At 70.3% G+C, this 26528-nt stretch carries 20 protein-coding genes and 1 pseudogene; 17 read left to right on the top strand and 4 right to left on the bottom strand.

The window, feature by feature from the left end; genetic code table 11:
- Nucleotides 1–23: 23 nt before the first annotated feature.
- Nucleotides 24–1169: a GGDEF domain-containing protein gene (locus MasN3_RS15615; RefSeq protein ID WP_281908363.1), complete on the top strand. Its 1146-nt coding sequence runs from the start codon at nucleotides 24–26 to the stop codon at nucleotides 1167–1169.
- Nucleotides 1159–3717, top strand: coding sequence for a cation-translocating P-type ATPase (locus tag MasN3_RS15610; RefSeq protein ID WP_281908362.1), 2559 nt, complete (start codon nucleotides 1159–1161; stop codon nucleotides 3715–3717). The genes MasN3_RS15615 and MasN3_RS15610 overlap by 11 nt, the downstream gene beginning before the upstream one ends.
- A gap of 23 nt (nucleotides 3718–3740) precedes the next feature.
- Here the strand turns inward: MasN3_RS15610 and MasN3_RS15605 are convergent, their stop codons facing one another.
- A complete protein-coding gene (locus MasN3_RS15605; RefSeq protein WP_281908361.1) occupies nucleotides 3741–6437 on the bottom strand; it encodes a bifunctional acetate--CoA ligase family protein/GNAT family N-acetyltransferase in 2697 nt (898 codons plus the stop codon).
- Between the two features lie 181 nt (nucleotides 6438–6618).
- Between MasN3_RS15605 and MasN3_RS15600 the strand changes: the two genes are divergently transcribed.
- The 6 genes and pseudogenes from MasN3_RS15600 (at nucleotide 6619) to MasN3_RS15575 (ending at nucleotide 13939) form a co-directional block, all read left to right on the top strand.
- The gene (locus MasN3_RS15600; protein WP_281908359.1) at nucleotides 6619–7071 is read left to right on the top strand and encodes a hypothetical protein; all 453 of its coding nucleotides are present in this window, start codon (nucleotides 6619–6621) and stop codon (nucleotides 7069–7071) included.
- A gap of 32 nt (nucleotides 7072–7103) precedes the next feature.
- Nucleotides 7104–7940, top strand: coding sequence for a universal stress protein (locus MasN3_RS15595; RefSeq protein WP_281908358.1), 837 nt, complete (start codon nucleotides 7104–7106; stop codon nucleotides 7938–7940).
- Nucleotides 7941–7968: 28 nt separating this feature from the next.
- A complete protein-coding gene (locus MasN3_RS15590; protein ID WP_281908356.1) occupies nucleotides 7969–9024 on the top strand; it encodes an NAD(P)-dependent alcohol dehydrogenase in 1056 nt (351 codons plus the stop codon).
- A gap of 12 nt (nucleotides 9025–9036) precedes the next feature.
- Nucleotides 9037–10125, top strand: coding sequence for an HlyD family secretion protein (locus tag MasN3_RS15585; RefSeq protein WP_281908354.1), 1089 nt, complete (start codon nucleotides 9037–9039; stop codon nucleotides 10123–10125).
- Nucleotides 10122–12813, top strand: a pseudogene (locus tag MasN3_RS15580) (ATP-binding cassette domain-containing protein). Before MasN3_RS15585 ends, MasN3_RS15580 begins: the two are co-directional and overlap by 4 nt.
- A gap of 1 nt (nucleotide 12814) precedes the next feature.
- Nucleotides 12815–13939, top strand: coding sequence for an ABC transporter permease (locus tag MasN3_RS15575; protein ID WP_281908352.1), 1125 nt, complete (start codon nucleotides 12815–12817; stop codon nucleotides 13937–13939).
- 10 nt (nucleotides 13940–13949) lie between these two features.
- Here MasN3_RS15575 and MasN3_RS15570 read toward each other — a convergent pair whose 3' ends face one another.
- The 3 genes from MasN3_RS15570 to MasN3_RS15560 all read right to left on the bottom strand — a co-directional run bounded on the left by MasN3_RS15570 (nucleotide 13950) and on the right by MasN3_RS15560 (nucleotide 17821).
- Nucleotides 13950–14675 (bottom strand): lipid-binding SYLF domain-containing protein, encoded by a 726-nt coding sequence (locus MasN3_RS15570; RefSeq protein ID WP_281908350.1) that lies wholly within the window; start codon nucleotides 14673–14675, stop codon nucleotides 13950–13952.
- A gap of 111 nt (nucleotides 14676–14786) precedes the next feature.
- Nucleotides 14787–17408, bottom strand: a complete 2622-nt coding sequence (mgtA, locus tag MasN3_RS15565) for a magnesium-translocating P-type ATPase (protein WP_281908348.1) — start codon at nucleotides 17406–17408, stop codon at nucleotides 14787–14789.
- A complete protein-coding gene (locus MasN3_RS15560) occupies nucleotides 17405–17821 on the bottom strand; it encodes a hypothetical protein (RefSeq protein WP_281908347.1) in 417 nt (138 codons plus the stop codon). Before MasN3_RS15560 ends, mgtA begins: the two co-directional genes overlap by 4 nt.
- Before the next feature lie 207 nt (nucleotides 17822–18028).
- On the opposite strand from MasN3_RS15560, the gene MasN3_RS15555 reads away from it, so the two are divergent.
- The 9 genes from MasN3_RS15555 to MasN3_RS15515 all read left to right on the top strand — a co-directional run bounded on the left by MasN3_RS15555 (nucleotide 18029) and on the right by MasN3_RS15515 (nucleotide 26528).
- The gene (locus MasN3_RS15555; RefSeq protein WP_281908345.1) at nucleotides 18029–19090 is read left to right on the top strand and encodes a hypothetical protein; all 1062 of its coding nucleotides are present in this window, start codon (nucleotides 18029–18031) and stop codon (nucleotides 19088–19090) included.
- Nucleotides 19091–19226: 136 nt separating this feature from the next.
- Nucleotides 19227–19877, top strand: a complete 651-nt coding sequence (locus MasN3_RS15550) for a thermostable hemolysin (protein WP_281908343.1) — start codon at nucleotides 19227–19229, stop codon at nucleotides 19875–19877.
- Nucleotides 19822–21294, top strand: a complete 1473-nt coding sequence (locus tag MasN3_RS15545) for an AMP-binding protein (RefSeq protein ID WP_281908341.1) — start codon at nucleotides 19822–19824, stop codon at nucleotides 21292–21294. The genes MasN3_RS15550 and MasN3_RS15545 overlap by 56 nt, the downstream gene beginning before the upstream one ends.
- Nucleotides 21291–21965, top strand: a complete 675-nt coding sequence (locus tag MasN3_RS15540) for a TenA family transcriptional regulator (protein WP_281908339.1) — start codon at nucleotides 21291–21293, stop codon at nucleotides 21963–21965. The genes MasN3_RS15545 and MasN3_RS15540 overlap by 4 nt, the downstream gene beginning before the upstream one ends.
- A gap of 1 nt (nucleotide 21966) precedes the next feature.
- On the top strand, nucleotides 21967–22767 hold the full coding sequence (locus tag MasN3_RS15535) for an SDR family oxidoreductase (RefSeq protein WP_281908336.1): 801 nt from the start codon (nucleotides 21967–21969) through the stop codon (nucleotides 22765–22767).
- Between the two features lie 24 nt (nucleotides 22768–22791).
- The gene (locus MasN3_RS15530; protein ID WP_281908334.1) at nucleotides 22792–23442 is read left to right on the top strand and encodes a TRAP transporter TatT component family protein; all 651 of its coding nucleotides are present in this window, start codon (nucleotides 22792–22794) and stop codon (nucleotides 23440–23442) included.
- Nucleotides 23443–23467: 25 nt separating this feature from the next.
- On the top strand, nucleotides 23468–24133 hold the full coding sequence (locus tag MasN3_RS15525) for a response regulator (protein ID WP_281908332.1): 666 nt from the start codon (nucleotides 23468–23470) through the stop codon (nucleotides 24131–24133).
- Nucleotides 24130–25524, top strand: coding sequence for a sensor histidine kinase (locus tag MasN3_RS15520; protein WP_281908329.1), 1395 nt, complete (start codon nucleotides 24130–24132; stop codon nucleotides 25522–25524). Before MasN3_RS15525 ends, MasN3_RS15520 begins: the two co-directional genes overlap by 4 nt.
- Nucleotides 25525–25685: 161 nt before the next feature.
- Nucleotides 25686–26528 (top strand): hypothetical protein, encoded by an 843-nt coding sequence (locus tag MasN3_RS15515; RefSeq protein ID WP_281908328.1) that lies wholly within the window; start codon nucleotides 25686–25688, stop codon nucleotides 26526–26528.

The raw sequence follows: 26528 nt of genomic DNA, 5'->3' as shown, positions 1-26528 counted from the left end.
GGGCGGGCGACAAGAGCGCCGCATTGGCGGTCCCGGTCCCGACGGGCTGGCGCCGCCTGCGCGCCCGGATCGCCCGTGCAGGCGGCTTGCTCGACGCTCCGGATGAGCGTGAGTTCGGTCTGGCGCTCGACCGCACGCTTTCCGATACGCTGGCGGCGCTCGGCATCGTATTCGGGGCCGGCGTCATCCTGTTCGGCGCTTGGGATTACTGGATCGCGCCCCATCAGGCGGGCACCACCGTACTCGTCCGACTGTCGCTGGTGCTTCTCGGCAGCGCCGGGTATGTTCGCTGGGGCGGCCGGATCCCGGTTGCCTGGCGCTGCGCGCTGGTGTACGGCACCCATACCGGGGCCATGATCCTCAGTTCGGCGCTGCTGCCCGACGGCCTGGTGCTGGCGCTGCCCGCGATCACCGGCGCCATGTTTCCGCTCGCGCTGGTCGAACCGCGCCTGCATCGCCTGCTCGCTCTGGTGCTGCCGCCTTCGCTGCTGTTCCTGGTGCTGGGCGCAGTGATGTTGCCGCCGCGGATATTCGCCAGCTGCGTACTGGTGTATGCCGTCATGCTTGCACTGGTGCTGGTGCTCGCCATGTTCCAGGGGCGCCTGAGGCGCAAGGATTTCCTGGCCGAGCGGTCGCTGACCTGGTCGGTCCGCCACGACAGTTTGTGCGGCATCCTGTCGCGTGGCTACCTGCTCGAGCTGGCAGCCCACGACGTGGCACTGGCCCGGCGTTATGCGCATCCGCTGGCGGTCGCCATGCTCGACATCGACCACTTCAAGCGCCTCAACGATACCTGGGGCCACCCGGTCGGAGACATGCTCCTGTGCGCCGTCAGCAGGGCCTGCGCCGCCCAACTGCGCGCCAGTGACTATCTCGGACGCTACGGTGGAGAGGAATTTGTCTGTGTCATGCCGGAGACCAGCGAGACCGAGGCGCTCGCCTGCGCAGAGCGGATGCGTGCGGCGGTGGGGGCAATCCGGCTGGAGGCGCCGTCGGGGCCTGTGCAATGTACGATCAGTATCGGCGTTGCCGCGCTCGAGCCCAGGCATGCGGGCATCGATGCGCTGCTCACCGCCGCCGATGCCGCGCTCTACCGGGCCAAGTCGGGAGGACGCAATCGCGTCGAGCAGGCCCCGCCCCATTCGTCGGGAGAGCGCCATGAAGCTTGACGCTGGCCTTGCCGCGCCGAAGGGGCTCGACAGCGAGGAAGCTGCGCGGCGCCTGGTGCGCGACGGGCCCAATGCCTTGCCCGACCCGGGCGGACGACGTTGGCGCCGGATCGCGCTGGATGCCGCGCGCGAGCCGATGTACGTGCTGCTGGTGGGTGCCGCCGTCCTCTATCTGCTGCTCGGCGAGCCGCTCGAGGGCGGCTTCCTGCTCGGCATCGTGCTGCTGATGGTGTGCATGACGCTGCTGCAGCAGGGACGCACCGAGCGGGCGCTGCAGGCGTTGCGTGAACTCGGCGCACCCAGTGCGCTGGTATGGCGTGACGGACGCGTCCAGCGGATTGCGGCGCGCAATCTGGTCGAGGGTGACCTGGTCGAACTGGGAGAGGGCGACCGCGTGCCTGCCGACGGCCTGCTCCTGACGGCGGCGGGCCTGCGCGTCGACGAATCGCTGCTCACCGGTGAATCGGTTCCTGTTGGCAAGATGGCTGCGCCCCCCGGCACCCCCCCGGTCGCCCCCGGCGGCGCCGACCTGCCGTGGGTGTATTCGGGTACCCTGGTGGTGCAGGGACATGGCCTGGCGCGGATCAGCGCCACCGGGGCGCGCACCGAGATGGGCCGCATCGGCGCGGCGCTCGGAGACATCGCCCCGCCACCCGGGCGGCTGCAGCAAGAGACGGCGACGCTGGCGCGCCGTTTCGCGGTCCTGGGGGGAATCGTCAGCATCCTGCTGGTGGCCTTGCTCCTCGCGCGCGGCAGCGCGCTGCTGCAGGCGCTGTTGGCGGGCATCGCGCTTGCGATGTCGATGCTGCCAGGCGAGTTTCCCGTCATCCTCACCGTGTTTCCGGCCATCGGCGCCTGGCGCCTGGCGCGCAGGCAGGTCCTGACCCGTCGCCTGGCGGCGATCGAGATTCTCGGCTCGACCTCGGTGCTGTGCGTGGACAAGACCGGCACCCTGACCGAGAACCGTATGGCGGTGGCGCGGCTGTGGCGCGCCGGCGCCTGTTACGACGCCGCCCTGGATGCGCCGATGGCTCCGGCGCACGCGGAACTGCTGGCCTGCGCCCTGCGCGCCAGCCGCGCCCTCGGCAACGATCCGATGGAGGCGGCGCTCTGGCGGCTCGCGGCGAAAGCGCTGCCGGGCGGCGGGTCGGCGCCATCCGGCTGGACGCTGGTGCACGAATACGGCTTGACCCCTCACCGGCCCGCGCTGGTGCACGTCTGGGATTGCGGCAACGGGACGGTCCTGGTCGCGGCGAAAGGCGCGCCCGAGACGATCGTGGCGATGTGCCGTCCGGACGCACCCGGCCGTGACGCGGCGCTGGCGGCTGCCGCGGGCATGGCGGCCGATGGCCTGCGGGTCCTGGCGGTGGCGCGTGCCCTTGCCGCGCCCGGACCATGGCCGGCGGAGCCTGGCGCGTTCGGCTTCGAGCTGCTCGGCCTGGCCGCGCTCGCCGATCCGCTGCGCCCCGACATTCCCGCGGCCGTGGCGGCCTGCCGCGCGGCCGGCCTGCGCATCGTCATGATTACCGGGGACCATCCCGACACCGGGCGCGCCATCGCGCGCCAGGCCGGGATCGCGCTGGGGAAGGATGGCGGCGCGCTCACCGGAGGCCAGATCGCGGCACTCGACGACACGGCGCTGGCGCGCCGTCTCGACCATACCGACGTATGCGCGCGCATTGCGCCGCAGCAGAAGCTGCGCATCGTGCAGGCGCTCCAGCGCGGCGGTGCGGTGGTGACCATGACCGGCGACGGCGTCAACGACGCCCCGGCCCTGCGGGCGGCCAATGTCGGGGTGGCCATGGGATTGCGTGGCACCGATGTCGCGCGCGAGGCCGCCGAACTGACGCTGCTTGACGACCGCTTCGCCTCCCTGGTCGAGGCGATCGCGTCCGGGCGGCGGATCTTCGGCAACATGCGCAAGTCGATGTGCTACGTGATGGCGGCGCACGTGCCGATCGCCGGCATGGCCTTGCTGCCCGCCTTGCTGGGTTGGACGGTGATGTTGTATCCCTTGCACATCGTTTTCCTGGAACTCGTCATCACGCCTGCCTGTTCAGTGGCGTTCGAGAACGAGCCAGCCGAGCCGGACCTGATGCGGCGGCCGCCGCGCGGGCGCGACGAAGCGCTGTTTGGCCTGAAGGCCGTCATCAGTGCGCTGCTGCAGGGAGGCTGGGTGCTGGCATTGCTGGCCTCGCTGTACGGTTGGGCGCTGTCCTGGCTGCCGGAAACCGAGGCGCGCGCCGTGGGATTTGCCGGTCTGGTGCTGTGCAACCTTGCGCTGATGTTCTCCAACCGGCAGCGCCAGGGGCTCAGCAGCACGCTGCGCACCGCCAATCCGGTGTTCTGGGCCATCGCCGCGACTGCGCTTGTTCTGCTGGCGCTGGTCGTGTACGTACCGGTACTGGCCGGGATCCTGGTGCTGGCCCCTCCGCCGCCGGCCGCATTGGCCGCCTCGGGCGGCATTGCCGCATTGGCGCTGGCCGGTCTCGAACTGCGCAAGTGGCTGTCGGCGCGCGTGCCAGGCTCACCACTGCCGGCCGGGTGACCCTGGAGGATGGATGCGCTTGTTCACGGGGCCGCACCGCTCTTGTCGAGGTAGCGCCGCATGCGCACCATGCCGCCGTCGCCGCCAACCAGCTCGAAGCCGAGGCTCGCGGCAAGCCTGTGCATCCGTGTATTTTCCGGAAGCGCGAGGCCTTCGAGGAGCGGCACGCCGCGCGCGCGGCAGTAGTCGAGCAGGCTGGACAGCAGAATCCGCCCCAGGCCGCGTCCTTGCAGGTCCGATCGCACCGTCACGGCGAACTCGCCGCGCAGGTCGTCGGGATCGAACACGGCGCGCGCCACGCCCAGCGTCTCGGATCCGGCCGGTCCGGCGCGGGTCGCGATCAAGGCCATTTCGCGTGCATAGTCGATCTGCGTGAAGCGCGCCAGCTGTTGCGGCGAGAGTTCGCGCATCATGCCGAACATGCGCATGTGCACGTCCTCGGGGCTCAGGGCCTTGAAGAACTCCACGTGCGCAGCCGCGTCCTCGGGCCGGATCGGGCGGATCGTCAGCGGCCCGATGCTGCTGGCGAGCTGCCGTTCGAGGTGTTCCGGGTAGGGCAGGATGGCCAGCCGCGCGTGGCCGTCGCGGCCCGCAGACGCCGGCTCCAGCCGCATGCGGGCATCGAGCGCCACCACGCCGCCGGCGTCGGCCAGCAGCGGATTGATGTCGAGCTCGACGAGTTCAGGCAGGTCGGCCGCCATTTGGCCGACGCGCACCAGGACGTCGCACAGCGCGTCCAGGTCGGCCGGGGGCAGGCCGCGGTAGCCGGCCAGCAGCCGCGCCACCCGGGTGCGCTTGACGAGGTCCGCGGCCAGCACCCGGTTCAGCGGCGGCAGCCCGACCGCCTGGTCGGCGGTGACCTCCACCGCGATGCCGCCATGGCCGAACAGCACCACCGGTCCGAATACCGGGTCCGTGGTGATGCCGATGATCAGTTCCAGCGCCTGTGGCCGGCGCGCCATGGCCTGCACCGTGAAGCCGGCCAGCCGCGCCTGCGGGCGCAGGCTGGCGACACGCACGACCATCGCATCGAGCGCCGCGGCCAAGGCGTCTTCGTCGACCAGGTCAAGGACGACGCCGCCGACCTCGGTCTTGTGCGCCAGGTCCGGCGACTGGATCTTGAGCGCCACGGGAAAGCCGATGCGGCGCGCCGCCGCCAGCGCCGCGCCGCGGTCCGCGACGCTCTCGGTGGGCACCACGGGAACGCCATACGCAGCCAGCAGGCGTTTTGCGTCGCTTTCGCCGATCATCCTGGCGCCGCCGGCCAGCAGGCGCTCGACCTGGGACCGCGCAGCATTGCGGTCCGGCACTGCCAGTTCTCCCGGTCGCGGCGCCTGCACCAGGATGTCGCCGTTGCGCCGGTAGTCGACCAGTTGCTGGAAGCCCTTGACCGCTTCTTCCGGAGTGTCGAACACCGGCACGCCCGCCTCGATGCACAGCCGGCGCGCACCGGCCACGCTCGGACCGCCCAGCCAGCAGCACAGCACAGGACGGCTGCTGCCGTTGATGAGCGGCAGCACGGCGGCGGCGATCTCGCTGCTCGATACGATGGCGGTCGGCGCGTGAATCAGCAGCACCGCGTCGAGCTCGGGCGCATCGAGCAGCGCGGCCAGCGCGTGGCGGTAGCGTTCGGCAGGGGCATCGCCGACGATGTCCACCGGGTTGCCGTGCGACCACAGCGGGGGCAGGGCTTCGTCCAGGCGCGCCACGGTGCCTGGCGCGAGCCGGGCCGGTACGCCGCCGCCGTCGAGCAGGGCGTCGGTCGCCATCACGCCTGGCCCGCCGCCGTTGGTGAGGATGGCCAGCCGGTCGCCACGCGGCGGCCGGATATGGGCCAGGGTCGCGACCGCGTCGAACAGTTCGGCCGTCGTGTTGACCCGCAGCATGCCGGCGCGGCGGATGGCGGCGTCGTAGACCAGGTCGGATCCCGCCAGCGCGCCGGTATGACTGAAGGCGGCGCGCGCGGCTTCGGCGCCGCGGCCGGACTTGACGATCAGGGTGGGCTTGCCGCGTGCGGCGCCGCGCGCCGCGCTCATGAACTTGCGGGCCTGGCGCACGCTCTCGGCGTACAGGAGGATGGCATCGGTGCCGGCGTCGCCCGCCAGCCAGTCGAGCAGGTCGCCGAAATCGATGTCGCTGCCGTCGCCCAGCGAAACAAAGTACGAAAAGCCGATGCGGCGCGCCGCCGCCCAGTCCAGCACCGCCGTGACCAGGGCGCCCGACTGGGCCACGAAAGCCAAACGCCCGGGGAGCGCCGTGGCGGGCGCGAAGCTGGCGTTCAGGCCGATGCCCGGCACAAGCAGGCCGACGCAGTTGGGTCCAAGGATGCGCAGCAGCCAGGGCCGGGCGGCGTCGAGCATGGCCTGGCGCAAGCTTCGCCCCGGATCGCCCGCGGTCTCGGGGGCGTCCAAGCCGGCACTGATGACGATGGCGGCGCGGCAACCGGCGGCGCCGAGTTCGCGGATCAGCCCCGGTACGGTAGCGGCGGGCGTGCAGATCACGGCCAGCTCCGGTACGGCGGGCAGGTCGGCGACGCTGCGCCATGCCTGCTGCCCGCCTACCTGGGCGTGGCGCCGGTTGACCGGCCATAGCGGCCCCTGGAAACCGCCGGTGACGAGATTGTTCCACACGGTGGCACCGACGCTGCCGCTGCGGTCGGAAGCGCCGAGCACGGCGACGGAGGCGGGCGCGAACAGGTGATGCAGGTTGCGGATGCTCATGGATTCTCCTGCCGGTTGGCGCCGAACGCCCTTGCCTGACGAGGCTGGACGACAACTCCTTTGACCATCGGGTACGGTCTTGCAGTGATCGTTGCCTATTTGATCTAGATCAAATACAGGGCAAGGGGGAGAGGAGGAGACTGCCACCTGTACCCCGTTCAACGTCATACGAGGTTTTACCATGCTCCCCTCGTCACGACCCGCACAGGCCGCCCGGACGATTGTCCGCGCATTGGCGCATGCGCGCAAGCTGCTGCTGGAACAGGTCCGTAGGGTCGGGGGCGAGCCTGACGCGCGTTTTGCCGCGGCGTTCGTGCAACTGGCCGCTGCCATCGAGGCCGCCTTCCGCCATGAGGAGGCGCTGATGGATGCGATCGGCTTCCCCGGGGTGGTCGAGCAGCGCCGCGACAATGCCTTGCTGCTCAGTGCCCTGCACCATGCGGCGCCGCGGGTGGAGGCCGGCGACCTGGGCCTGGGCCGGGAGGTCGTGGCGGCCCTGCCGGACCTGCTGTCGCTGCATCGCTTCTGCGGCCTGCGCATGCTGGCCACGGCGCGCGGCTCGCCGGGGGCGCAGGGACCGCTGCCTGGACGCGCCATACCGCATGGGGCGGGACGGCGCCGGCGCCAGGCCTAGTTTCCGGCGACACCGCCAAAAGGAGGAGACCAATGAGCTACAGGACCATCATCGTGCATGCCGACGCGTCGCGGCATGCGCCGCAGCGGATTCGGATCGCGGCCAGGCTGGCTGTCGAGCACGAGGCGCACCTGATCGGTGTCGCGGCCATCGGCGTCTCGCGCGAGGTGTTCCCGGACGGCTACCGAGCGGTCCCCGGCAGTCTCGAAGCCAGCTATTTCAGCCCCCTGCACGAGACCGCAACGCGTGCGCTCCACGGCTTCGCCGCGCTGGCCAGCGAGACCGGCGTCGTGCACGAGAAGCGGCTGGTCTGCGACCTCGCCAGCGAAGCCCTGGCGCGCATGGGACGCTACGCCGACCTGGTCGTCGTCAGCCAGGAGGACCTGACCGAAGCCCTGGCCGAAACCGTCGGGCGCATACCCGAGTACGTGGCCTTCACCTGCGCCCGCCCGGTGCTGGTGGTTCCCTGCGCGCCGGTCCCGCATTTCATGGGGCGGCACGTGCTGGTCGCCTGGAATGGCAGCAAGGAAGCATCGGCCGCACTGCTGGCCGCGCTGCCCCTGATGCGGCGGGCGGTGCGCGTGACGCTCGTCTCCTTTCGCTCGCCCGGCGACACCGACCTCGGCGACGCACAGCAAAAGGCCGACCTGGCCGCCTTCCTCGCGCGGCACGACGTCCAGGCCGAGATCATCGCCTTCGACCGCCATATCGATGGGGGACAGGCCCTGCTCACGCTGGCCACCCAGGAGGCCTACGATCTGCTCGTCATCGGCTGCTACGGGCACTCGCAGTTTCGCGAACTGTTCCTCGGGGGCGTCACCAGGAAGGTACTGCAGGAGGCCACGATGGCCGTACTGATGGCGCGCTGACTGTTTTCTCCTACCAACGGGAGCTTCCATGGAAATGATGAAAGCGGCAGTATTCACCGGGCCCGGGCGGATTGCGCTCGAGCGCAAGCCGGTGCCGCGGGCAGGTCCCGGCGAAGCCATCGTCAAGGTGACGATGACGACCATTTGCGGGACCGACGTCCATATCCTGAAAGGCGAATATCCGGTCGAGCCCGGTCTGACCATCGGACACGAACCCGTCGGCGTCATCGCCGAGCTCGGCGCGGGCGTGGCGGGTTATTCGCTCGGACAACGTGTCGTGGTCGGCGCGATTACGCCCTGCGGCCAATGTTATGCCTGCCTGGAAGCGCACCAGTCGCAGTGCGGGGGCCGTGCAATGGGGGGCTGGCGCTTCGGCAATACCATCGACGGCTGCCAGGCCGAGTACGTGCGGGTGCCGTTCGCAAGCGCGAACCTGGCCCCCGTACCAAGCGGGCTCAGCGACGAGCAAGTCTTGATGTGCCCCGACATCATGAGCACCGGCTTCGGCGGCGCCGAGAACGGCGCGATCCGCATCGGCGATACGGTGGCGGTGTTCGCACAGGGGCCGATCGGCCTGTGCGCGACCGCCGGGGCGCGGCTGCGCGGCGCCAGCCGGATCATCGCGGTCGACACCGTGCCGGCGCGGCTCGAGATGGCCAAACGGCTGGGCGCGGACCACGTCATCGACTACCGGACTACCGATCCGGTCCAGGCCATCCTCGCGCTGACCGACGGGCAGGGCGCCGACGTGACGATCGAGGCGCTCGGCACCCAGCAGACCTTCGAGAGCTGCCTGCGCGCCCTCAAGCCGGGCGGGACCCTGTCGAGCCTGGGCGTGTACTCCGGCAAGCTGGGCCTGCCGGTGGACGCCTTCGCCGCCGGGCTGGGCGACCACAAGCTGATCACGACGCTGTGTCCGGGCGGCAAGCATCGCATGCAGCGCCTGATGAATATCGTGGCGTCGGGCCGGGTCGATTTGCGGCCCCTCGTCACGCACCGTTTCCCCCTCGACCGGATCGAGGAAGCCTACGAGCTGTTCGCCAACCAGCGCGATGGCGTACTGAAAGTGGCGATCGTGCCCTAGGTCCTGCTTCCCATGACGACGACGGCCCAGCGCGGGTGGCGCCTCGGCGCCGGGCTATTGGCGCTGGTGGCGCTGCTGGCCATCGGCGCGACGCTCGGCCCGTGGCGGCTGGCGCGCCAGCAGGAGCCCGGGCCGGGTTTCGTCAGTGGCAACGGCCGCATCGAAGCGACCGAGATCGATATCGCCACCCGCCTGCCCGGACGCGTTGCCGAAGTGCTGGTGGAGGAGGGCGACATGGTCGCGGCCGGCCAGGTGCTGGCGCGCATGGATGCGCAGTCCCTGCTGGCGCAACGGGCCGAGACGGTGGCGCGTGAACGTCAGGCACGCGACGCGGTGGCGCAGGCGCAGGCGGGCCTGGCGATGCGGCGCAGCGACGAGGCTGCGGCGGCGGCCGGCGTCGTGCAGCGCGAAAGCGAACTGGATGCCGCAGGCAGGCGCCTGCGGCGCTCCGTCACGCTGGCCGGCGCCGGTGCGGTGGCGTCGCAGGAGCTGGACGATGACGAGGCGCGGGTGCGCGGCGCGCAGGCGGCGGTCATGGCGGCGCGGGCGCAGCGCGAGGCGGCATCTGCCGCAGTCGAGGCGGCCCAGGCCCAGGTGGTGGAGGCGCGCTCGAATGTGGAGGTGGCGGTGGCCGCCACCGCCCGCATCGACGCCGACCTGCGCGAGCTGGCGCTGACCGCTCCCCGCGCCGGACGCATCCAGTACCGCGTGGCCCAGCCGGGCGAAGTGCTGGCCGGCGGCGGGACGGTGCTGAACCTGATCGACCTGACCGACGTCTTCATGAGCTTTTTCGTTCCGGAGACGGCCGCCGGCCGCGTTGCGCTCGGCGCCGAGGTGCGCCTGCAGCTGGACACCGCTCCCGGCTTCATTGTGCCGGCCAGGGTAAGCTATGTCGCCAGCGCTGCCCAGTTCACCCCGAAGTCGGTGGAAACGGCCAGCGAGCGCCAGAAGCTGATGTTCCGCGTCAAGGCCCAGGTCGACCGCCAGGTGCTGTCGCGCTATGCCGACTATGTCAAGGCTGGAGTGCCGGGGGTGGCCTGGGTGCGCCTCGACCGGCGTGTCCCCTGGCCGCCGACGCTGGCCTTGCGGAGCGGGCAATGAATGGGGACACGGCGCCCTCCATCCCGCCGTGCGCGCGCGTGGCCGGGCTGAGCCTGCATTACAGGCGCGTACTCGCGTTGGACAATGTCGATCTTGCATTCCCGGGCGGCGCGATGACGGGCCTGATCGGGCCGGACGGGGTCGGCAAGTCGAGCCTGCTCGCAGTGTTGGCCGGCGCGCGGCGTTTCCGCCACGGCCGGGTCGAGGTGCTGGGCGGGGACATCGGCGACGCCGGCTTTCGCACCCGGGTCAGCCCGCGCATCGCCTACATGCCGCAGGGCCTGGGCCGCAACCTGTACGCTGCCCTCACGGTCGAGGAAAACCTGCAGTTCTTCGCCCGCCTGTTCGGGCTGGACACGCCGGCGGCGCGCGCCCGTATCGATTTGTTGAGCCGCAGTACCGGCCTGCATCCCTTTTTGGCGCGCCCGGCCGGACTGCTGTCGGGCGGCATGAAGCAGAAGCTGGGCTTATGCTGCGCCCTCATTCATGAGCCTGACTTATTAATCCTCGACGAGCCGACCACCGGGGTCGACCCGCTCGCGCGGGTGCAGTTCTGGGAGCTGATCGGGGCCATCCGCCGCGCGCGCCCCGGCCTGAGCGTGCTGGTGGCCACCGCCTATATGGAGGAGGCCGGCCGGATGGACTGGCTGGTGGCGCTCGACGCCGGCCGGGTACTGGCGGCGGGCAGCCCCGCGGCGCTGCTGGCGCGCAGCGGATGCCCTGACCTGGAATCAGCCTTCGTGGCGCTGCTGCCGCCCGCGCGCGCGGCCGCGCGCCCGGCGCTGCGCGAGCTTGGCGCGCAGGCGCAGCAGGCGCCGCCGGCGGAAGACGGCGCGCCGGCGGTCGAGGCGCACAGACTCTCGCGCCGCTTCGGCGAGTTCGTCGCGGTGCACGAGGTGAGCTTCCACATCGCGCGTGGCGAGATCTTCGGTTTCATCGGCTCCAACGGCTGCGGCAAGAGCACCATCATGAAGATGTTGACCGGGCTGCTGGCACCGAGCAGCGGCGAAGCCCGGGTGCTGGGCCGGCAGGTGGACCGCCACGACCTCGGCGCCCGGCGCCGGGTCGGCTATATGTCGCAGGGGTTTTCCCTCTACCATGAGCTGAGCGTGCGCCAGAACCTGCTGCTGCACGCGCGCCTGTTCGATTTGCCCGAAGACAGCGGGCGCCGCCGCTGCGCCGACCTGGCGCGGCGCTTCGGGCTGGAGCCCGTGCTCGACGCCATGCCGGATGCGCTGCCCTTGGGGGTGCGCCAGCGCCTGTCGCTCGCCGTCGCGCGACGCCTTCTGGGCCGAGATGCTGGCCCTGTCGCGCCATGAAGGGGTGACGATCTTCATCTCGACCCACTTCATGAACGAGGCCCAGCGCTGCGACCGGGTGGCGCTGATGCACGCCGGCCGGGTGCTGGCCTGCGGCGCGCCTGCCGCTCTCCAGCGCGAGCGCGGCGCGGCCAGCCTGGAGCAGGCCTTCGTGGCCTGGCTGTGCGACAGCGACCCCGAAGCGGGCCGGCCGGCGCCCGCGCTGCCGCCGTCCCGGCCGCAGCCTGATGCGCGCTTCGGCTGGCTGCGGCGCACCGCTGCCTGCAGCCGCCGCGAGAGCCTGGAGCTGTTGCGCGACCCGGTGCGGGCGCTGCTGGCGACGCTGGGCTCGCTGCTGCTGATGATCGTGATCGGCTATGGCCTGAACATGGACGTCGAAGACTTGCCTTATGCAGTGCTCGACCGCGACGCCACGGCCCTCAGCCGCGACTATGCGCTGAACCTGTCCGGCTCGCGCTACTTCAGCGAGCGGCCGCCGCTGGCGGACTACGCCGACCTGGACCGCCGGATGCGCTCGGGCGAACTGGCGCTGGCGATCGAGATCCCGCCCGGTTTCGCCCGTGCGCTGCAGCGCGGCCGCCAGGTCGAGATCGGGGCCTGGATCGACGGCGCCAATCCGCCCCGCGCCGAAACGGCCGAAGCCTATGTGCGGGGCATGCACGCGCACTGGCTGCGCAGCCGCGCCGCCATGGCCGGCGCCCCGGGCGCGGGTGCGGGAGCGCTGCCCGCCCGTGTCGAGACGCGCTTTCGCTACAACCCCGACGTGCGCAGCCTGCCAGCCATGGTACCGGCGATCATTGCCCTGCTGCTGCTGAACCTGCCGGCCATGCAGGCCGCGCTGGCGGTCGTGCGCGAGAAGGAAATGGGGCCGATCGTGAACCTGTACGTCACGCCCTTGCGGCGCAGTGAATTCCTGCTCGGCAAGGCGGCGCCCTACGTGCTGCTGGCCATGCTGAACTTCGCCTTGATGACGCTGCTGGCCGTGACGCTGTTCGGGGTGCCGCTCAAGGGCAGCCTGGCGGCCTTGAGCGCGGCGGCCTTCCTGTTCTGCATCTGCTCGACCGGGATCGGCCTGCTGGCCTCGGCTTTCACCCGCAGCCAGATCGCCGCGATCTTCCTCACCATGATCGGCACCATGCTGCCGGCGATCCAGTTCGGCGGCCTGATCAACCCGGTCGAGACGCTGGGGGGCGTCGGCAGGCTGATCGGGGAAAGCTACCCGGCCACCCACATGCTGAGCATTGCCCGCGGCGTATTCTCGAAGGCGCTCGGCTGGAGCGACCTGCGCGCCGATTTCCTGGCCCTGCTGGCGGCGCTTCCCGTGATCCTCGGCCTGGCGATCCTGGTCCTGCCGCGCCAGGAGCGCTAACGTGAATCTGTCCTGGAACAAGGTGTGGCGCCTCGGCATCAAGGAATGGTGGAGCCTGTTGCGCGACCCGGTTCTGCTGGGCCTGATCGTCTACAGCTTCACCGCGGCAGTGTATCTTGGCGCGACCGCCCAGCCCGATACCTTGAGCCGCACCTCGCTCGCCATCGTCGACGAGGACGGATCGGCGCTGTCGCTGCGCATCCGCCAGGCATTTCTGGCGCCGCAGTTCATCCCGCCCGAGACGATCGGGCTGAGGGAGCTCGATGCGCGCCTGGACCGCGGCAGCGCCACCTTCGTGCTGGTGATCCCGGCCGGCTTCCAGCGCCGGGTGCTGGCCGGGCGCGCGGCGGCGCTGCAGTTGAACGTCGACGCCACCCGCATGAGCCAGGCATTCTCCGGCAGCGGCTACGTCGAGCAGATCGCGCTGGGCGAAGTAACGGCCTTCGTGCGCGGCGTGCGGGTGCAGGAGGCCGCGCCCGTCGCGTTGACGGTTCGGGCGCGCTTCAACCCCGCGCTCACGCCCGGCTGGTTCGGCGGCCTGATGGAGCTGATCAACAATGTCACCATGCTGTCGGTCATCCTCAGCGGCGCCGCCCTTATCCGCGAGCGCGAGCACGGCACGGTCGAGCACCTGCTGGCGATGCCGGTGCGCGGTGCGGAAATCCTGCTGGCCAAGCTATGGTCGATGGCCGCGGTGGTGATGCTGGCGACGCTGGTGGCCTTGCTGGTGGTGCTGCGCGGCCTGTTGCAGGTTGGCCTGCAGGGCTCCTTGCCGCTGTTCCTGCTCGGGCTGGCGCTGCACCTGTTCGCCACCACCTCGCTCGGCATCCTGATGGCAGCCAGTGCGCGCGGCATGCCGCAGTTCGCTCTGCTGGTGATCCTGGCGCTGCTGCCGCTCCAGATGCTGTCGGGTGCGACCACGCCGCGCGAGAGCATTCCTCCGGTGCTGCGCGACCTGATGCTGCTGGCGCCGACCACCCATTTCGTGGACATCAGCCAGGCGATCCTGTTCCGTGGCGCCGGGAGCGAGGTGGTATGGCGGCCCATGCTGGCGCTGTTGGGAATCGGCACGCTGCTGTTCGCGCTGGGCCTGGCGCGCTTCGGCGCGGCGCTGCGGCCGCGCTGAGGCCAAGCGCCTACTTGCCGAGCGCCGTGCGCAACGGCTCGGACTGCGGCTCCGGCGTGCCGCCGTCCATCGCTTCTAGAGCCGTGATCGGCTTGCCGTAATAGGCGTGGGTCAGACGCTGGTTGTAGCGGATGCCGTCGATGGCGATCGTCGCCGCATTGCCGAACAAGCCCTTGCTGCCCGACCAGACCACCACGTCCCCTGCGGTCGTGCCCTGCGCCATGCGCGCATAGTTGATCACGGTCAGGCCAGCGTCGGCGTTGAGCGAAAAATTGTTGCGCTTGCGGAAGTGGTCGACCGCCTTCTGGTTCATCAGGAGCAGGGCAAAAGGCCCGCCCTCGGCGCCGGCCTGGAGTCCGAGGCTGATCCCGCCGATGGTATAGAACACGGGATTGCCCCAGCGGCCGTCCGCGTGGCGCGTCATCAGCACGCCCGAGCCGCCCTCGGCGCCGAGACCAAGCGCGGCGCGCCCATAGGTGGGAACGATGTACACCCCGCGCGCCCGGCCCAGCAGCGCGGCGATTGCTGGCGTTGCCGCCATGGTCCGTGCCACACCCGCGGCGTCGGCCACGCGCCGGGCGGCCGTTTCCTTGCGCTGGGCCCCGGTTTCGGCAGGCTGCGCGGCATTCGGCGTGCCCTGGCCAGCCCGGCTCTCCTGTGCCGCAACGGCGGCGGGTGCGCTCAGCAGGACAAAAACGGCGGCCGCCACGGCGCCGCGAGCGATATCGGTCAACATGCCGTTCTCCTTGTCGTGGTGATTGTTCCGGCAGCGTAGTCTGGCGCCCGAATGCGCGTTTGATATCGCTCAATCGAATTTCCCCGGGAAGACCGGCCCCGCTGCGCCGGCTCAGGCGGCATCCACCCGGCGCAGCAGCCACGACTTGGCAGCGCGGGTCAGCAGCGCGTAGCCGGCCAGGATTGCCGCCAGGCCCCACCAGTAGGCGGGCGGCAGCGGGACGGCGCCGAGCAGCGGGGCCAGCGGCGAGACGGGCAGCCACAGGCCTGCGCAGCAGATCGCCAGGCTGGCCAGCACCAGGGCCGCCGATGGCCGGTTGGCGTGGCCGGCTCCGGCGCCGGTGCGGATCACGTAGACGATCAGGGTCTGCGACAGCAGCGATTCCACGAACCAGCCGGTCTGGAACAATGCCGGCGCGTGGGCCGCGCCGAGGCCGAACCACAGCAGGGCGAAGGTGGCATAGTCGAACAGGGAACTGATCGGACCGAAGCACAGGACGTAGCGGCGCAGGGCCTTGACGTCCCAGTGGCGCGGGCGCGCCAGGAAGTCCGGATCGACCCGGTCGGTCACGAGCGCGGTCTGGGCGCAGTCGTACAGCAGGTTGTTGAGCAGTACCTGGACCGGCGCCATCGGCAGGAAGGGCAGCAGGACGCTGGCGCCGAGCACGCTGAGCATGTTGCCGAAGTTCGAGCTCGCGCTCATGCGGATGTACTTGACGATGTTCCCGAACACGCGGCGGCCGGCCAGCACGCCGGCGTCGACCGCGAGCAGGCTCTTTTGCAGCAGGATCAGGTCGGCCGACTCGCGCGCCACGTCGGCGCCGGTATCGACCGAGATGCCGACGTCGGCGGCCTTGAGCGCGGGGCCGTCATTGACGCCGTCGCCGAGCAACCCGACTACCCGGCCCTGGGCCTGGAGGCAGCGGATCACGCGGGTCTTCTGCGCCGGCGCCAGCTTGGCGAACACTGTGGTGCGCAGCGCCAGTCGGCCCAGTTCGACATCGTCCAGTTTGTCGAGCCCGCTACCTTCGGCCACCGCGCCCGGATCGAGGCCGACCATCCGGCATACGTGGGTGCAGACCGTCGCATTGTCGCCGCTGAGTACCTTGACGGCGACGCCGCGGGAGGCCAGGCCGGCCAGCGCGGCGCCGGCCGAGTCCTTGGGCGGATCGAAGAAGGCGATGTAGCCCAGCAGCACCAGGTCGCGCTCGAGTCCCGGGTCGGCAAGCGCGGTCTCGTCGTCGCGCAGCGCGCGCCACGCGATCGCGATCACCCGCAGGCCTTCCTCGTTCAGGTGTTGCGCCACCGTGCCCAGGGCGCCTGCGTGGGCGGCCTCGAACGGGGTCACGCCCTGCGCGCCCTCGGCGGCGCTGCAGGCGCTGCCGATTTCCTCGACGGCGCCCTTGCACACCAGGATGCGCGCGCCGTCCGGCGCCTGCAGCACGACCGACATCCGGCGCCGCGCGAAGTCGAACGGAATTTCGCCGAGCTTGCGCCAGCCCAGATCCGGGCGCAGGCGCGCGTGCGCCCGTGCGTGCCCGAGCACCGCCTTGTCGAGCAGGTTGTGCAGCCCGGTCTGATGGTAGCTGTTCAGGTAGGCGTAGTCGAGCACGCGTTCCGAATCGCGTCCGAGGAGGTCGACATGGCGTTCCAGCACCACCCGGTCCTGGGTCAGGGTGCCGGTCTTGTCGGCGCACAGCACGTCGATCGCGCCCAGGGTCTGCACCGCGGCCAGGCGTTTGACGATCACGCCGCGCGCGGACAGTTCCAGCGCGCCGCGCGCGAGGTTGGCAGTGACGATCACGGGCAGCATCTCGGGCGCCAGGCCGACCGCCACCGCGGTGGCGAACAGCAGCGCTTCGTAGGGATCGCCCTTGCTAGCCCAGTTCAGCAGCAGCACCAGGGGCGCCATCACCATCATGATGCGCAGCAGCAGGGCGATCACGGCGGCGATGCCGCGATCGAAGTCGCTGCGCTCGCGGCCCTCGACCAGCGCCGCGGCGAGCTGCCCGAATCCGGTGCCGGCGCCGGTGGCGAACACCAGGGCACGCGCGCTGCCGCTGGTCACGTGGGTGCCCATGAAGCCGATGTTGTCCAGGTCGGCCGTTGCCGCGCTGCCGCCGCGGTCGCCGGCCAGCGCCCCGGCCTGCTTGCGCACGGGCAGCGATTCTCCGGTGAGCGAGGATTGGTCGACGAACAGGTCGATCGCTTCGATGAAGCGTACCTCGGCCGGCACCGGGTCGCCCGCGGCCAGCAGCACGACATCGCCCGGCACCAGCGCCTCGAGCGGATGCTCGACTTCGGCGCCGTCCGCGTCTCCTTCCGGCCCCGGGCGCCGTACCCGGACCGTGGTGCGCACCATCGCGCGCAGGCGCTGGGCGGCGCGGTCGGCCCGGTGTTCCTGCACGAAGCCGAGTACCGTCGACAGCAGCACCATGGCCGCGATCATGGCGGCGCCAAAACCCTCGCCGGTGAGCAGGTCCAGCCCGGCCAGGACCAGCAACAGCAGCGGAAGCGGCCGCATGAAACCGGAGAGGAAAACGAGTACGGCCGGCCGGCTTTGCGCCCGCGCAACGGTGTTCGGCCCATGGCGCGCCAGACGCATGCGGGCCTCGGCGGACGGCAAGCCGTCGGCGCCGGTGCCGAGCAGGCGCAGGGCCGCCCCGGCATCGAGTGCGGCCAGGGCCGCCGGTTCGGGTGCGGCCGGGTGCGGCTGCGCCCGGCTGCGCTTCATCGCACCAGCACGTAGCTGCCCGGCGCATCCGCCCCGGGCACGGGGGCGGGCTGCGCACGCTGCGCGCCGGCGTGGCGCGCCAGCCAGGATTCCCAGGCCGGCCACCAGCTGCCGTCGTGGCGGCGGTTGATCGCCTCCCAGGCATCGGGACTGCGATAGGGTGCTTCTTGCGCATGGACGGCCACCTGGGAGCTGCGCCCGGGCATGCCTGGCGGCGAGACCACGCCCGCGTTGTGCCCGCCGGTAGTCAGCAGGTTCTCGCCGCCGCGCTGCAGCGTGACCTGCTGCCCTACCGGATTGGTGGCGATGAAGTTGGAGGGCGCCATGCCGTCCAGCAACTGGCGCGCCACGAAGGTGACCACGTCGATATGGTGGGCGCCTGCGTCGGCCTGCACGAGGGCGGTCTGGGGCATGACGGTCTCCTTTGCGAAACGGGCAGCGGGCGGAACGGCCTCATTTCGACAGGCGCGGACGCGATTAGTGCGGCCCGGACGATCGTGCGGTGGACGTGCCTTCTCGGATTCCTAGTCTAGAACCAGCATATTCCTATCGGGTTCAGGGCTTGCCGATGTCAGAATGGGCTCGATTGCGGCGTGACGACCGCCGCCGGGAGGGCAATGATGAACAAGCGTTTGCGCAGCGCCGGCGTGGCGGCGCTGCTGGCCATGCTGGCGCCGCTTGCCGCTGCGGCCCCGGCATACTTCTCGACGACGCCAGCGGGCAGCAAGTATGCGCGTGCGCTTGCACTCAACAACCAGGGGCACTTCGCGGTCAACAGCGACGGACCCGAGACGCCCTATCAGGGTGCCGGGATCATCCGCTGGCCTGTCGGGGAACCGGTCGGCGGCCTGGGAGGCTACGTCACGCAGATTCGCGCCCTGAACGACCTCGACGAGGCGGTCGGCATCTCGACCACGGGCACGGGCGAGGCGCATTCCTTCTATTATTCCGACGGGCGGATGGTGGACCTGACGACCCGCTATGGCCTGCAGGATGTGCGCGACATCAACAACCGGGGCGAGATCGCCGCCCGCAGCGCGGACTTCCGCGCCGCCGTGCTCAGGGACGGCGTGGTCCACGTCCTGGAACCCGACAACAGCGCGGCAGGCGACATGAACGAGCGCGGCGACTTGCTGGTCGGCTACTACGCGTACGACAACGGATACGTGCCGCGCACGGCGGTGTACAGCGACGGGATCCTGTCCGACCTGCCGCTCTTTGGAGGAAAGCGGGTGACCGGCCAGGCCATCAACGACGCCGGCTGGGTGACCGGCTACGTCACCGGCGCCAACGGCCGCACCCACGCTTTCCTGTGGGATGGCGACACCTTCACCAACCTGACGCCCTGGGCGGCGAACAGCTTCGGCTACGACATCAACAACCGCGGCCAGGTCGTCGGCGTCACGGACGGCCGCCCCTTCCTGTATGCCGACGGCGCGCTGAGCGACCCGAACACCCTGATCGACCCCGATGCCGACCTGTTGCTGATCTCGGCCGACGAGATCAACGAGCGCGGCCAGATCCTGGCCCACTCCTGCGACCGGGCCGGCGTGTTCTGCTACGGCTCCACGCTGCTGACGCCGGTGCCGGGCGTGCCGGAGCCCCGGCTCTTCGCGATGCTGGCGATGGGGCTGGCGCTTCTCTGGGCGCAAGGACGACGGGCCGCGGCCTGCCATTCGTAGAGGTATCGCCGCGCGACTGTCTCCTGGCGGTTTCCCATGTTGGCGGCAAATTGCCCTACGCCGCAGTCCGCTTAATCTGGGTTTAATGTTCGCTGCATAGGCTTGCACCATTGAAACAGCAGCAAGCAGGCCCAGCATGATGAACATCCTCGAACCACCTGCGGGCAAAACCCTGCCGCCGCGCCGGTCGCGCCAGTCCCGGGCCGGCCTCGAATGCTACGAGCGGGGCGACCCCGGGCGCGCGCAGCTCGAGGCCTTCATTGCGGCCACCTTCCTGGAGAACTACGGCGCGCGTATTGCCCACTTCAGCGACACCCTGGTGGGCTGCCGCGATGCGGACGGCGCCTGGACGGCCGCGCTGGGCTTTTCGCTGGCCGGCGCCCATCCGCTGTTCCTGGAGCACTACCTGGACGGCCCGATCGAAGCGGAAGTCGGCGCGCGGCTCGGCCGTCCGGTCGCGCGCGCCGAGATCGTCGAGGTCGGGAACCTGGCCGCGCTGCGTCCGGGCGCGGCGCGCGCCCTGATCGTCGGCACCACCGGCCTGTTGCACGGGCTCGGCCTGGGCGTGGTGGCCTTCACCGCCACCACCAGCCTGCTCAACTCCTTCAGCCGCCTCCAGCTACGCCCGCAGGTGCTGGCGCCCGCCGATCCGGCGCGCCTGCCCGACGGCGGCAGCCATTGGGGCAGCTACTACGACACCCACCCACAAGTCATGTTTGGCGACATTCAATATGGATATTCAGAACTTGCTCGACTCGCTGCCCGACCACGCGATCCTGCTGAGTGACGGCGAGCGCGGGCTCGACCGCGCCGCGCTCGCGCAGGGCATTGCGCGCATCGGCGCCGCGCTCGGCGCGCGCACCCGGCCCCTGGCCCCGGTGGGCATCCTGGCCGACAATTCGCCCGAGTGGCTGATGGTCGACCTCGCCACGCAGGCGCGCGGCCTCACCCTGGTCCCGCTGCCCCTGTTCTTCACCCCGCAGCAGTGGGCGCACGTCATCGCCGAGAGCGGCATCGGCGCGCTGTTCTGCGCCGATCCGGGGCAGGGCGCCGCGCTCGGCTTCGATGTGGTCCACGATACCGGCGGGCCGCTGGTGCTGTGCGAAAGCAGCCGCGCGCCGCGCGCCGCGCCGCTCGACGGGGTGCAGAAGCTGACCTTCACGTCCGGCACCACCTCGGCGCCCAAGGGTGTGTGCCTCTCCGCCGGGCAGCAATGGGAGGTGGCCCACGCCCTGCGCGACGGCGTCGCGTCGCTGGGACTGGAACGCCACCTGTGCCTGCTGCCGTTCGCGGTGCTGCTCGAGAACCTCGCCGGCCCGTATACCGCCTTGCTCAGCGGCGCCACCACGATCTGTCCGCCCTTGCAGGAAACCGGGATGCGCGGCGCCAGCGGCTTCGATGCCGGCGCCTGCCTCGAGGCGATCGCGCGTTATGCGCCGCACAGCATCACCCTGGTGCCGCAGATGCTGGGGGCGCTGGTGGCCGCCAGCGAGCCCGGCGACCGGCGCATCGCCAGCCTGCGGTTCGTGGCGGTCGGCGGCGGCAAGATGCCGCCGCAGCTGATCGCGGCCGCCCGGGCGCGCGGCTTCCCGGTGTTCGAAGGCTACGGGCTGTCGGAATGCGCGTCGGTGGTGGCGCTGAACCTGCCGGGGGCGCAGCGCGACGGCAGCGTCGGCCGCCCGCTGGGGCACCGGCGCGTCGCCATCGCCGCCGACGGCGAAATCCTGGTCGAGGGCTGCGCCGCGCGCTACCTGGGCCAGCCGGTGCAGGCCGATCCCTGGCTGGCGACCGGCGACCTGGGCCACCTCGACGCGGACGGTTTCCTGTTCGTCGACGGCCGCAAGAAGGACATCCTGATCACCGGCTACGGCCGCAACGTCTCCCCCGAATGGCCCGAGGCGGTCCTGCTCGGCACCGGCCTGTTCGCCCAGGCCATGGTGCTCGGCGAGGCCCAGCCTTACCTGGCCGCGCTGCTGGTGCCCGCGCGCCCTGACCTGGCCCTGGCGCAGCTGCAGGAGGCGGTCGACCGCGCCAACGCGCAGCTGCCGGACTACGCGCAGGTCCGGCGCTGGCGCCCGGTTGCGCCATTTTCTCCGGCGGCCGGCCTGCTCACCCCCAACGGGCGCCTGCGCCGCGCCGCGATCCGGGCCGTCCACGCGCATGACATCGCATCCCTGTTCGATCAACCGGAGTATTCAACGTGAATTTTTTCGACCAATTGCAATCCGCCACCCTGGCCGAACGCCAGGAGATGTTCTCCATCCCGATCATCCAGGACGCGCTCCAGGGCCAGGTGGTGACTTCCCAGTACATCGCCTTCCTGTCGCAGGCCTACCACCACGTGAAGCACACGGTGCCGCTCCTGATGGCCTGCGGCAGCCGCCTCGGCGAACGCCATGAGTGGCTGCGCGAGGCGATTGCCGAATACATCGAGGAGGAAGTCGGGCACCAGGAATGGATCCTGTCCGACATCCGCGCCTGCGGCGGCGACGCCGAGGCGGTGCGCCGCGCCCGGCCCCACCCGAGCACCGAGCTGATGGTGGCCTATGCCTATCACCAGGTGGACCGCGGCAATCCGGTCGGCTTCTTCGGCATGGTGCACGTGCTCGAAGGCACCAGCACCGCGCTGGCCACCCACGCCGCCGGCACCATCCAGACCGCGCTGTCGCTGCCGCAGGAAGCCTTCAGTTACCTGAGCTCGCACGGCAGCCTGGACCTCGAGCACGTGGCCTTTTTCGAACAGCTGATGAACCGGCTCGAGGACGACGCCGACCGCGAGGCGGTGGTCCACATGGCGCGCATGATGTATGGCCTGTACGGCAACGTGTTCCGCAGCCTGCCGCGCGGCGAGGCGCTGTTCGGGAAGGCGGCCTGAGATGGCGCGGCTACCGCAACCCGGGCGCTACCGCGCCGTCCTCACCGGTGCCAGCGGCGGCATCGGCGCGGCGATCGCCGCCCGCCTGGCCCCGCAGTGCGCCCTCCTGATCCTGGTCGGACGCCAGCGCCAGGCGCTCGAGGCCCTGGCGGCGCAGCTGCGCGGCTGCGACGTCCAGATCGTCTGCGGCGACCTGTGCGACCCGCATACCGCGAGCGCCATTGCCGCCACCGCGCGCGCCAGCGGCGGGATCGACCTGTTGATCAACAATGCCGGCGTCAGCGGCTTCCACGCCTTCGAGACCCAGGACCCGGCCGCCATCCGCGCCCAGGTCGAGACCAACCTGCTGGCGCCGATGCTGCTCACCCGCGAACTGTTGCCGCTGCTGGGCGCGGCGCCCCGGGCCCAGGTGATCAACATCGGTTCGGTGTTCGGCGCGCTTGGCTTTCCCGGCTTCGCCGCCTATGGCGCCGCCAAGGCCGGCCTGGCCGGATTTTCGCAAGCGCTGCGGCGCGAGTACGCCGACTCGACGGTCTCGGTGCGCCATTTCTCGCCGCGGGCCACCCGCACGCCGATCAACAGCGCCGCCGTCAACGACATGAACCAGGCCTTGCGCACGGCGCAGGATACGCCCGAGGCGGTGGCGGATGCCTTCATGGCCTTCCTTTCGGGAAGTGCCGCGACCCGCACCCTGGGCTCGGCGGAACGCTTCTTCGTCCTGGTCAACAAGCTGCTCCCCGGCATACCCGACAAGGCGATTCGCAAGCAGCTGGTCCAGATTCGAAAATACTTGCCTCGATAACATAAGCGAAGTACAAAGGAGAACATGATGAACACCGTATACCGATGGATCGCGGCCTTCGCCGCCGCCGCGCTGCTGGCCGGGAGCGCCTGGGCCGGGCCGGCCGAGGATGTCGCGCGCATGCAGCAGGGCTGGGAACAGATCAAGTATGGAACGCCGGCCGGGCGCCAGGAAGCCGAGTTCGCGCGCCTGCTGGCCGACAGCGAGCAGATGGCGGCGCGCAATCGCGGCAATGCGGAAGTGCTGATCTGGTATGCGATCGTCGAGTCCACCTATGCCGGCGCCAAGGGCGGGCTGGGCGCGTTAAAGTACGTCAAGAACGCCAAGAAGTCGCTGGAACAGGCGCTGGCCCTCGATCCGAACGCGCTCAACGGTTCGGCCTATACCAGCCTCGGTTCGCTGTACTACCAGGTGCCGGGCTGGCCGATCGGCTTCGGCGACAAGACCAAAGCGGAGGAGTTTCTCAAGAAAGGCTTGGCGGTAAATCCGGATGGCATCGATCCGAATTATTTTTATGGCGACTACCTGCTGCGCCAGGGCGACTACGCCGGCGCCGAGCGCTATCTGCGCAAGGCCTTGCAGGCGCCTGCGCGCCCGGGCCGCAAGCTGGCCGACGAGGGGCGGCGCGGGGAAATCAGGGAGTTGCTGAACAAGATTGCGGAAGGGAAGAAGTGACGGTTACACGGGAAGGAAGGCCATCTTGAGGTTGCTGCTGGTGGAAGACGACGCGTTGCTCGCCAACGGGCTGCTGGTGGCATTGCGCCGTGCGCACTACACGGTCGAGCACGTGCGCGACGGCGCTTCCGCGGTAGCGGCGCTGCGCGACAATGCCTTCGACCTGGCGGTGCTCGACCTCGGCCTGCCCGACCTCGACGGCACCCGGGTGCTGGAGCGGGTGCGCGCCAGCGGCAACGGCGTGCCGGTCCTGATCCTGTCGGCGCGCGACGCCATGCGCGACCGCGTCCAGGGCCTGGACCTCGGGGCCGATGACTACCTGGTCAAGCCCTTCGAGCTCGACGAACTGCTGGCGCGCCTGCGCGTGCTGCTGCGGCGCCACGGCGGACGACCGGTGAACCGGATCGAACGCGGCGTCCTGGTGCTGGAGGAAGACAGCCTGCGCGCGTCCTGGCATGGCCAGCCGGTCGAGCTGCAACGTCTCGAGTTCATGCTGCTCAAGCAGCTCGCCGAGAACCCGCTGCGCGTATTCAATCGTGCGCAGCTCGAAGAGTCGCTGTATGGCTGGGGCGAAGGCGCCGAGAGCAACACCATCGACGTGCATGTCCACCACCTGCGCAAAAAGCTCGCCCCGGCAGCGATCAAGACCATCCGCGGTGTCGGCTACCGCCTGGGCGACGTCGGCGCATGAGGACGCGCACCTATTCCGGCCGGCGTCGCCTGGTCGTCGCCACGCTGGTCTGCATCGTGCTGGTGTTCGGCGGGATCGGCGTGGCCGCCCAGCTGGTGGCGCGGCACGAATCCGAGGAGCTGTTCAGTGCCCGCCTGGCCACCTCGGCGCGGGTGCTGGAGGCGCTGGTGGCGCAGCAACTGTCGACGGCGACGCTGTCGCAGCCGCTGGTCATCGCGCTGCCGCCCGAACTGGAGAGCGCGACCGGCGACGCCGCCGGGGCCGTCGGGCACCGCTACGAGACCAAGATCGCCTTCCAGGTGTGGCGCGCCAACGGCGTGCTGCTGGCGAAATCCGCCTCGGCGCCGAACGAAGCGCTGGCGCCGCTGGCTGCGGGTTTCAGCGTTCACCAGGTCGGTGACACGCTATGGGAAGTCTTCGCCCTGCGCTCCGGGGATATCTGGGTGGTGACGGCGGAAAAGGAAGAAGTGCGCGGCGAACTGGCCGAATACATCGGCATGTCGATCACCGCGCCGCTGATCGGCGGCGGCCTGTTGCTGCTGGTCGCGGTGAACCTGGTGCTGGTGCGCAGCATGCGTCCGCTCAAGGAGCTCGCCGCGCGGATCGCAGCGCGGTCCCCCGATTCGCTCGATCCGGTGCGCCTGCCGGAGACGCCGACCGAGCTGGCGCCGATCATCGAAGAGCTCAACAGCCTGCTCGACCGCATCAAGGCCGCTTTCGAACGCGAGCAACGCTTCATCGACGCCGCGGCACACGAGATCCGCACACCGATCGCGGCGGTCCAGCTGCATGTCGAGAATGCCGTGCGCGCGCCCGCCGACGCCGAGCGCGCCGAAGCGCTGGCCCAGGCCCTGGCCGCGGCGCGCCGCACCAGCAAGCTGGCCGAGCAGCTCTTGACCCTGAGCCGCATCAGCGCCCGCAGCGACGTCTACGCGCCGCAGCAGGTCTCGCTGCTGGAGGTTTGCCAGGAGGTGATCAGCACACTCGACCCGCTGCTCGAGCGGCGCGGGCAGGGCATCAGCCTGGACGCCGAGCGGGACGTGCATGTGTGGGGCGAGCCGTCGCAGTTGCGGCGCCTGCTGCAGAATCTGATCGACAACGCCTCGGTCCACGGCGCCCCGGACGGCGAGATCGAAGTGCGGCTGGCGCGGCGGGCCGACCGTGCGCTGGTCTCGGTCGCGAACGACGGACGCCCGATTCCGGCCGGGGAAATGAACAAACTGTTCACGCCATACTACCGTTCGCCCGGAGCGGCGCCCGATGGACATGGTCTTGGTCTCGCGATCGTCAAGGAAATCGCCGGCCAGCATGGCGCGTCGATCAGCCTGCACCGCAAGCCTGACGGGCAGGGCACCGTCGCCGAGGTCTCGCTGCCCCTCGGCGCAAGCTAGTCGTCTGGGGCTGGATGCCTGGGCTCATCCGCTATTTGACGAATGCGCGTTCACCAATCGTGCGGGATAACATTTTTATAACTGCGATAATCAGGGTGTTGTCGCGCTAGACATAGTCTGGCGGACATTTTTAAACAACTCTTTTGATTATCGGAGTCTCCATGTCCCGCCCTGCATCACGCACGTCCGTCGTATCCATCACCCTGTTAAAAGGCGCCATCCTGCTCGGCGCGGCCGCCGCCGGCATGGCCCAGGCGCAGCAGTCGCCGGCGCTCGACCGCATGAGCCTGTCGGTCGGCGCCTTCCACGCCGAACCGAAGATCCACCTCGGCGGCGACACCCACTACGGCCGCGTCGAGACGCCCGACGAGAAGCTCGGCGACGGCACCCTGCCGCGCGTGAAAGCCGAGCTGCTGTTCGGTGACCGCCATGGCGCGTCCTTCGATTACTGGCGCTTCGACGAGGACTACGCGGCCGCGCCGAGCGGCGCCACGGTCTACGAAGGCCGTCCGGTCAGCGGCAGCATCCGCGCGGATGCCAACCTGCGCATCGAGATGGCGCGCCTGGCCTACAAGTACTGGTTCGGTTCGGACAAGAATGCCTTCGGGATCGGCCTGGGCGCGGCCCACCTGCGCGCCAGGATCTCGGCGACGGCCGAGGCCGACCTGCGCGCCGAAGCGCCGGTCCAGACCTACCGCTGGAGCGGGTCCGGTTCCGCCAGCGACAGCGTGTGGGCGCCGACCATCGAGCTGGCCTGGCGCCACGCGTTGAACGACAGGGTGCGCCTGTATGCCGAGGCGGGCGGGGTCAAGCGCAATGGCGGCAGCGTCGAGGGCCATGTGGTGAACGCCGCCGCGGGCATCGAGTGGATGGCGACCAGGAACGTCGGCCTGGTGCTCGACTACGGCATCCAGAAGATCGACCTGCACCGCAACGGCGAACGCGGCGCCGACCTCGACCTGAAGCTGACCGGACCTTCCGCCTACGTCAAGGTCCGCTTCTGA

The organism is Massilia varians, assembly GCF_027923905.1.
GTDB lineage: Bacteria > Pseudomonadota > Gammaproteobacteria > Burkholderiales > Burkholderiaceae_D > Telluria > Telluria varians_B.
The sequence above is the reverse complement of the archived record's forward strand: the minus strand, read 5'-3'. Positions and strand labels throughout refer to the sequence as shown.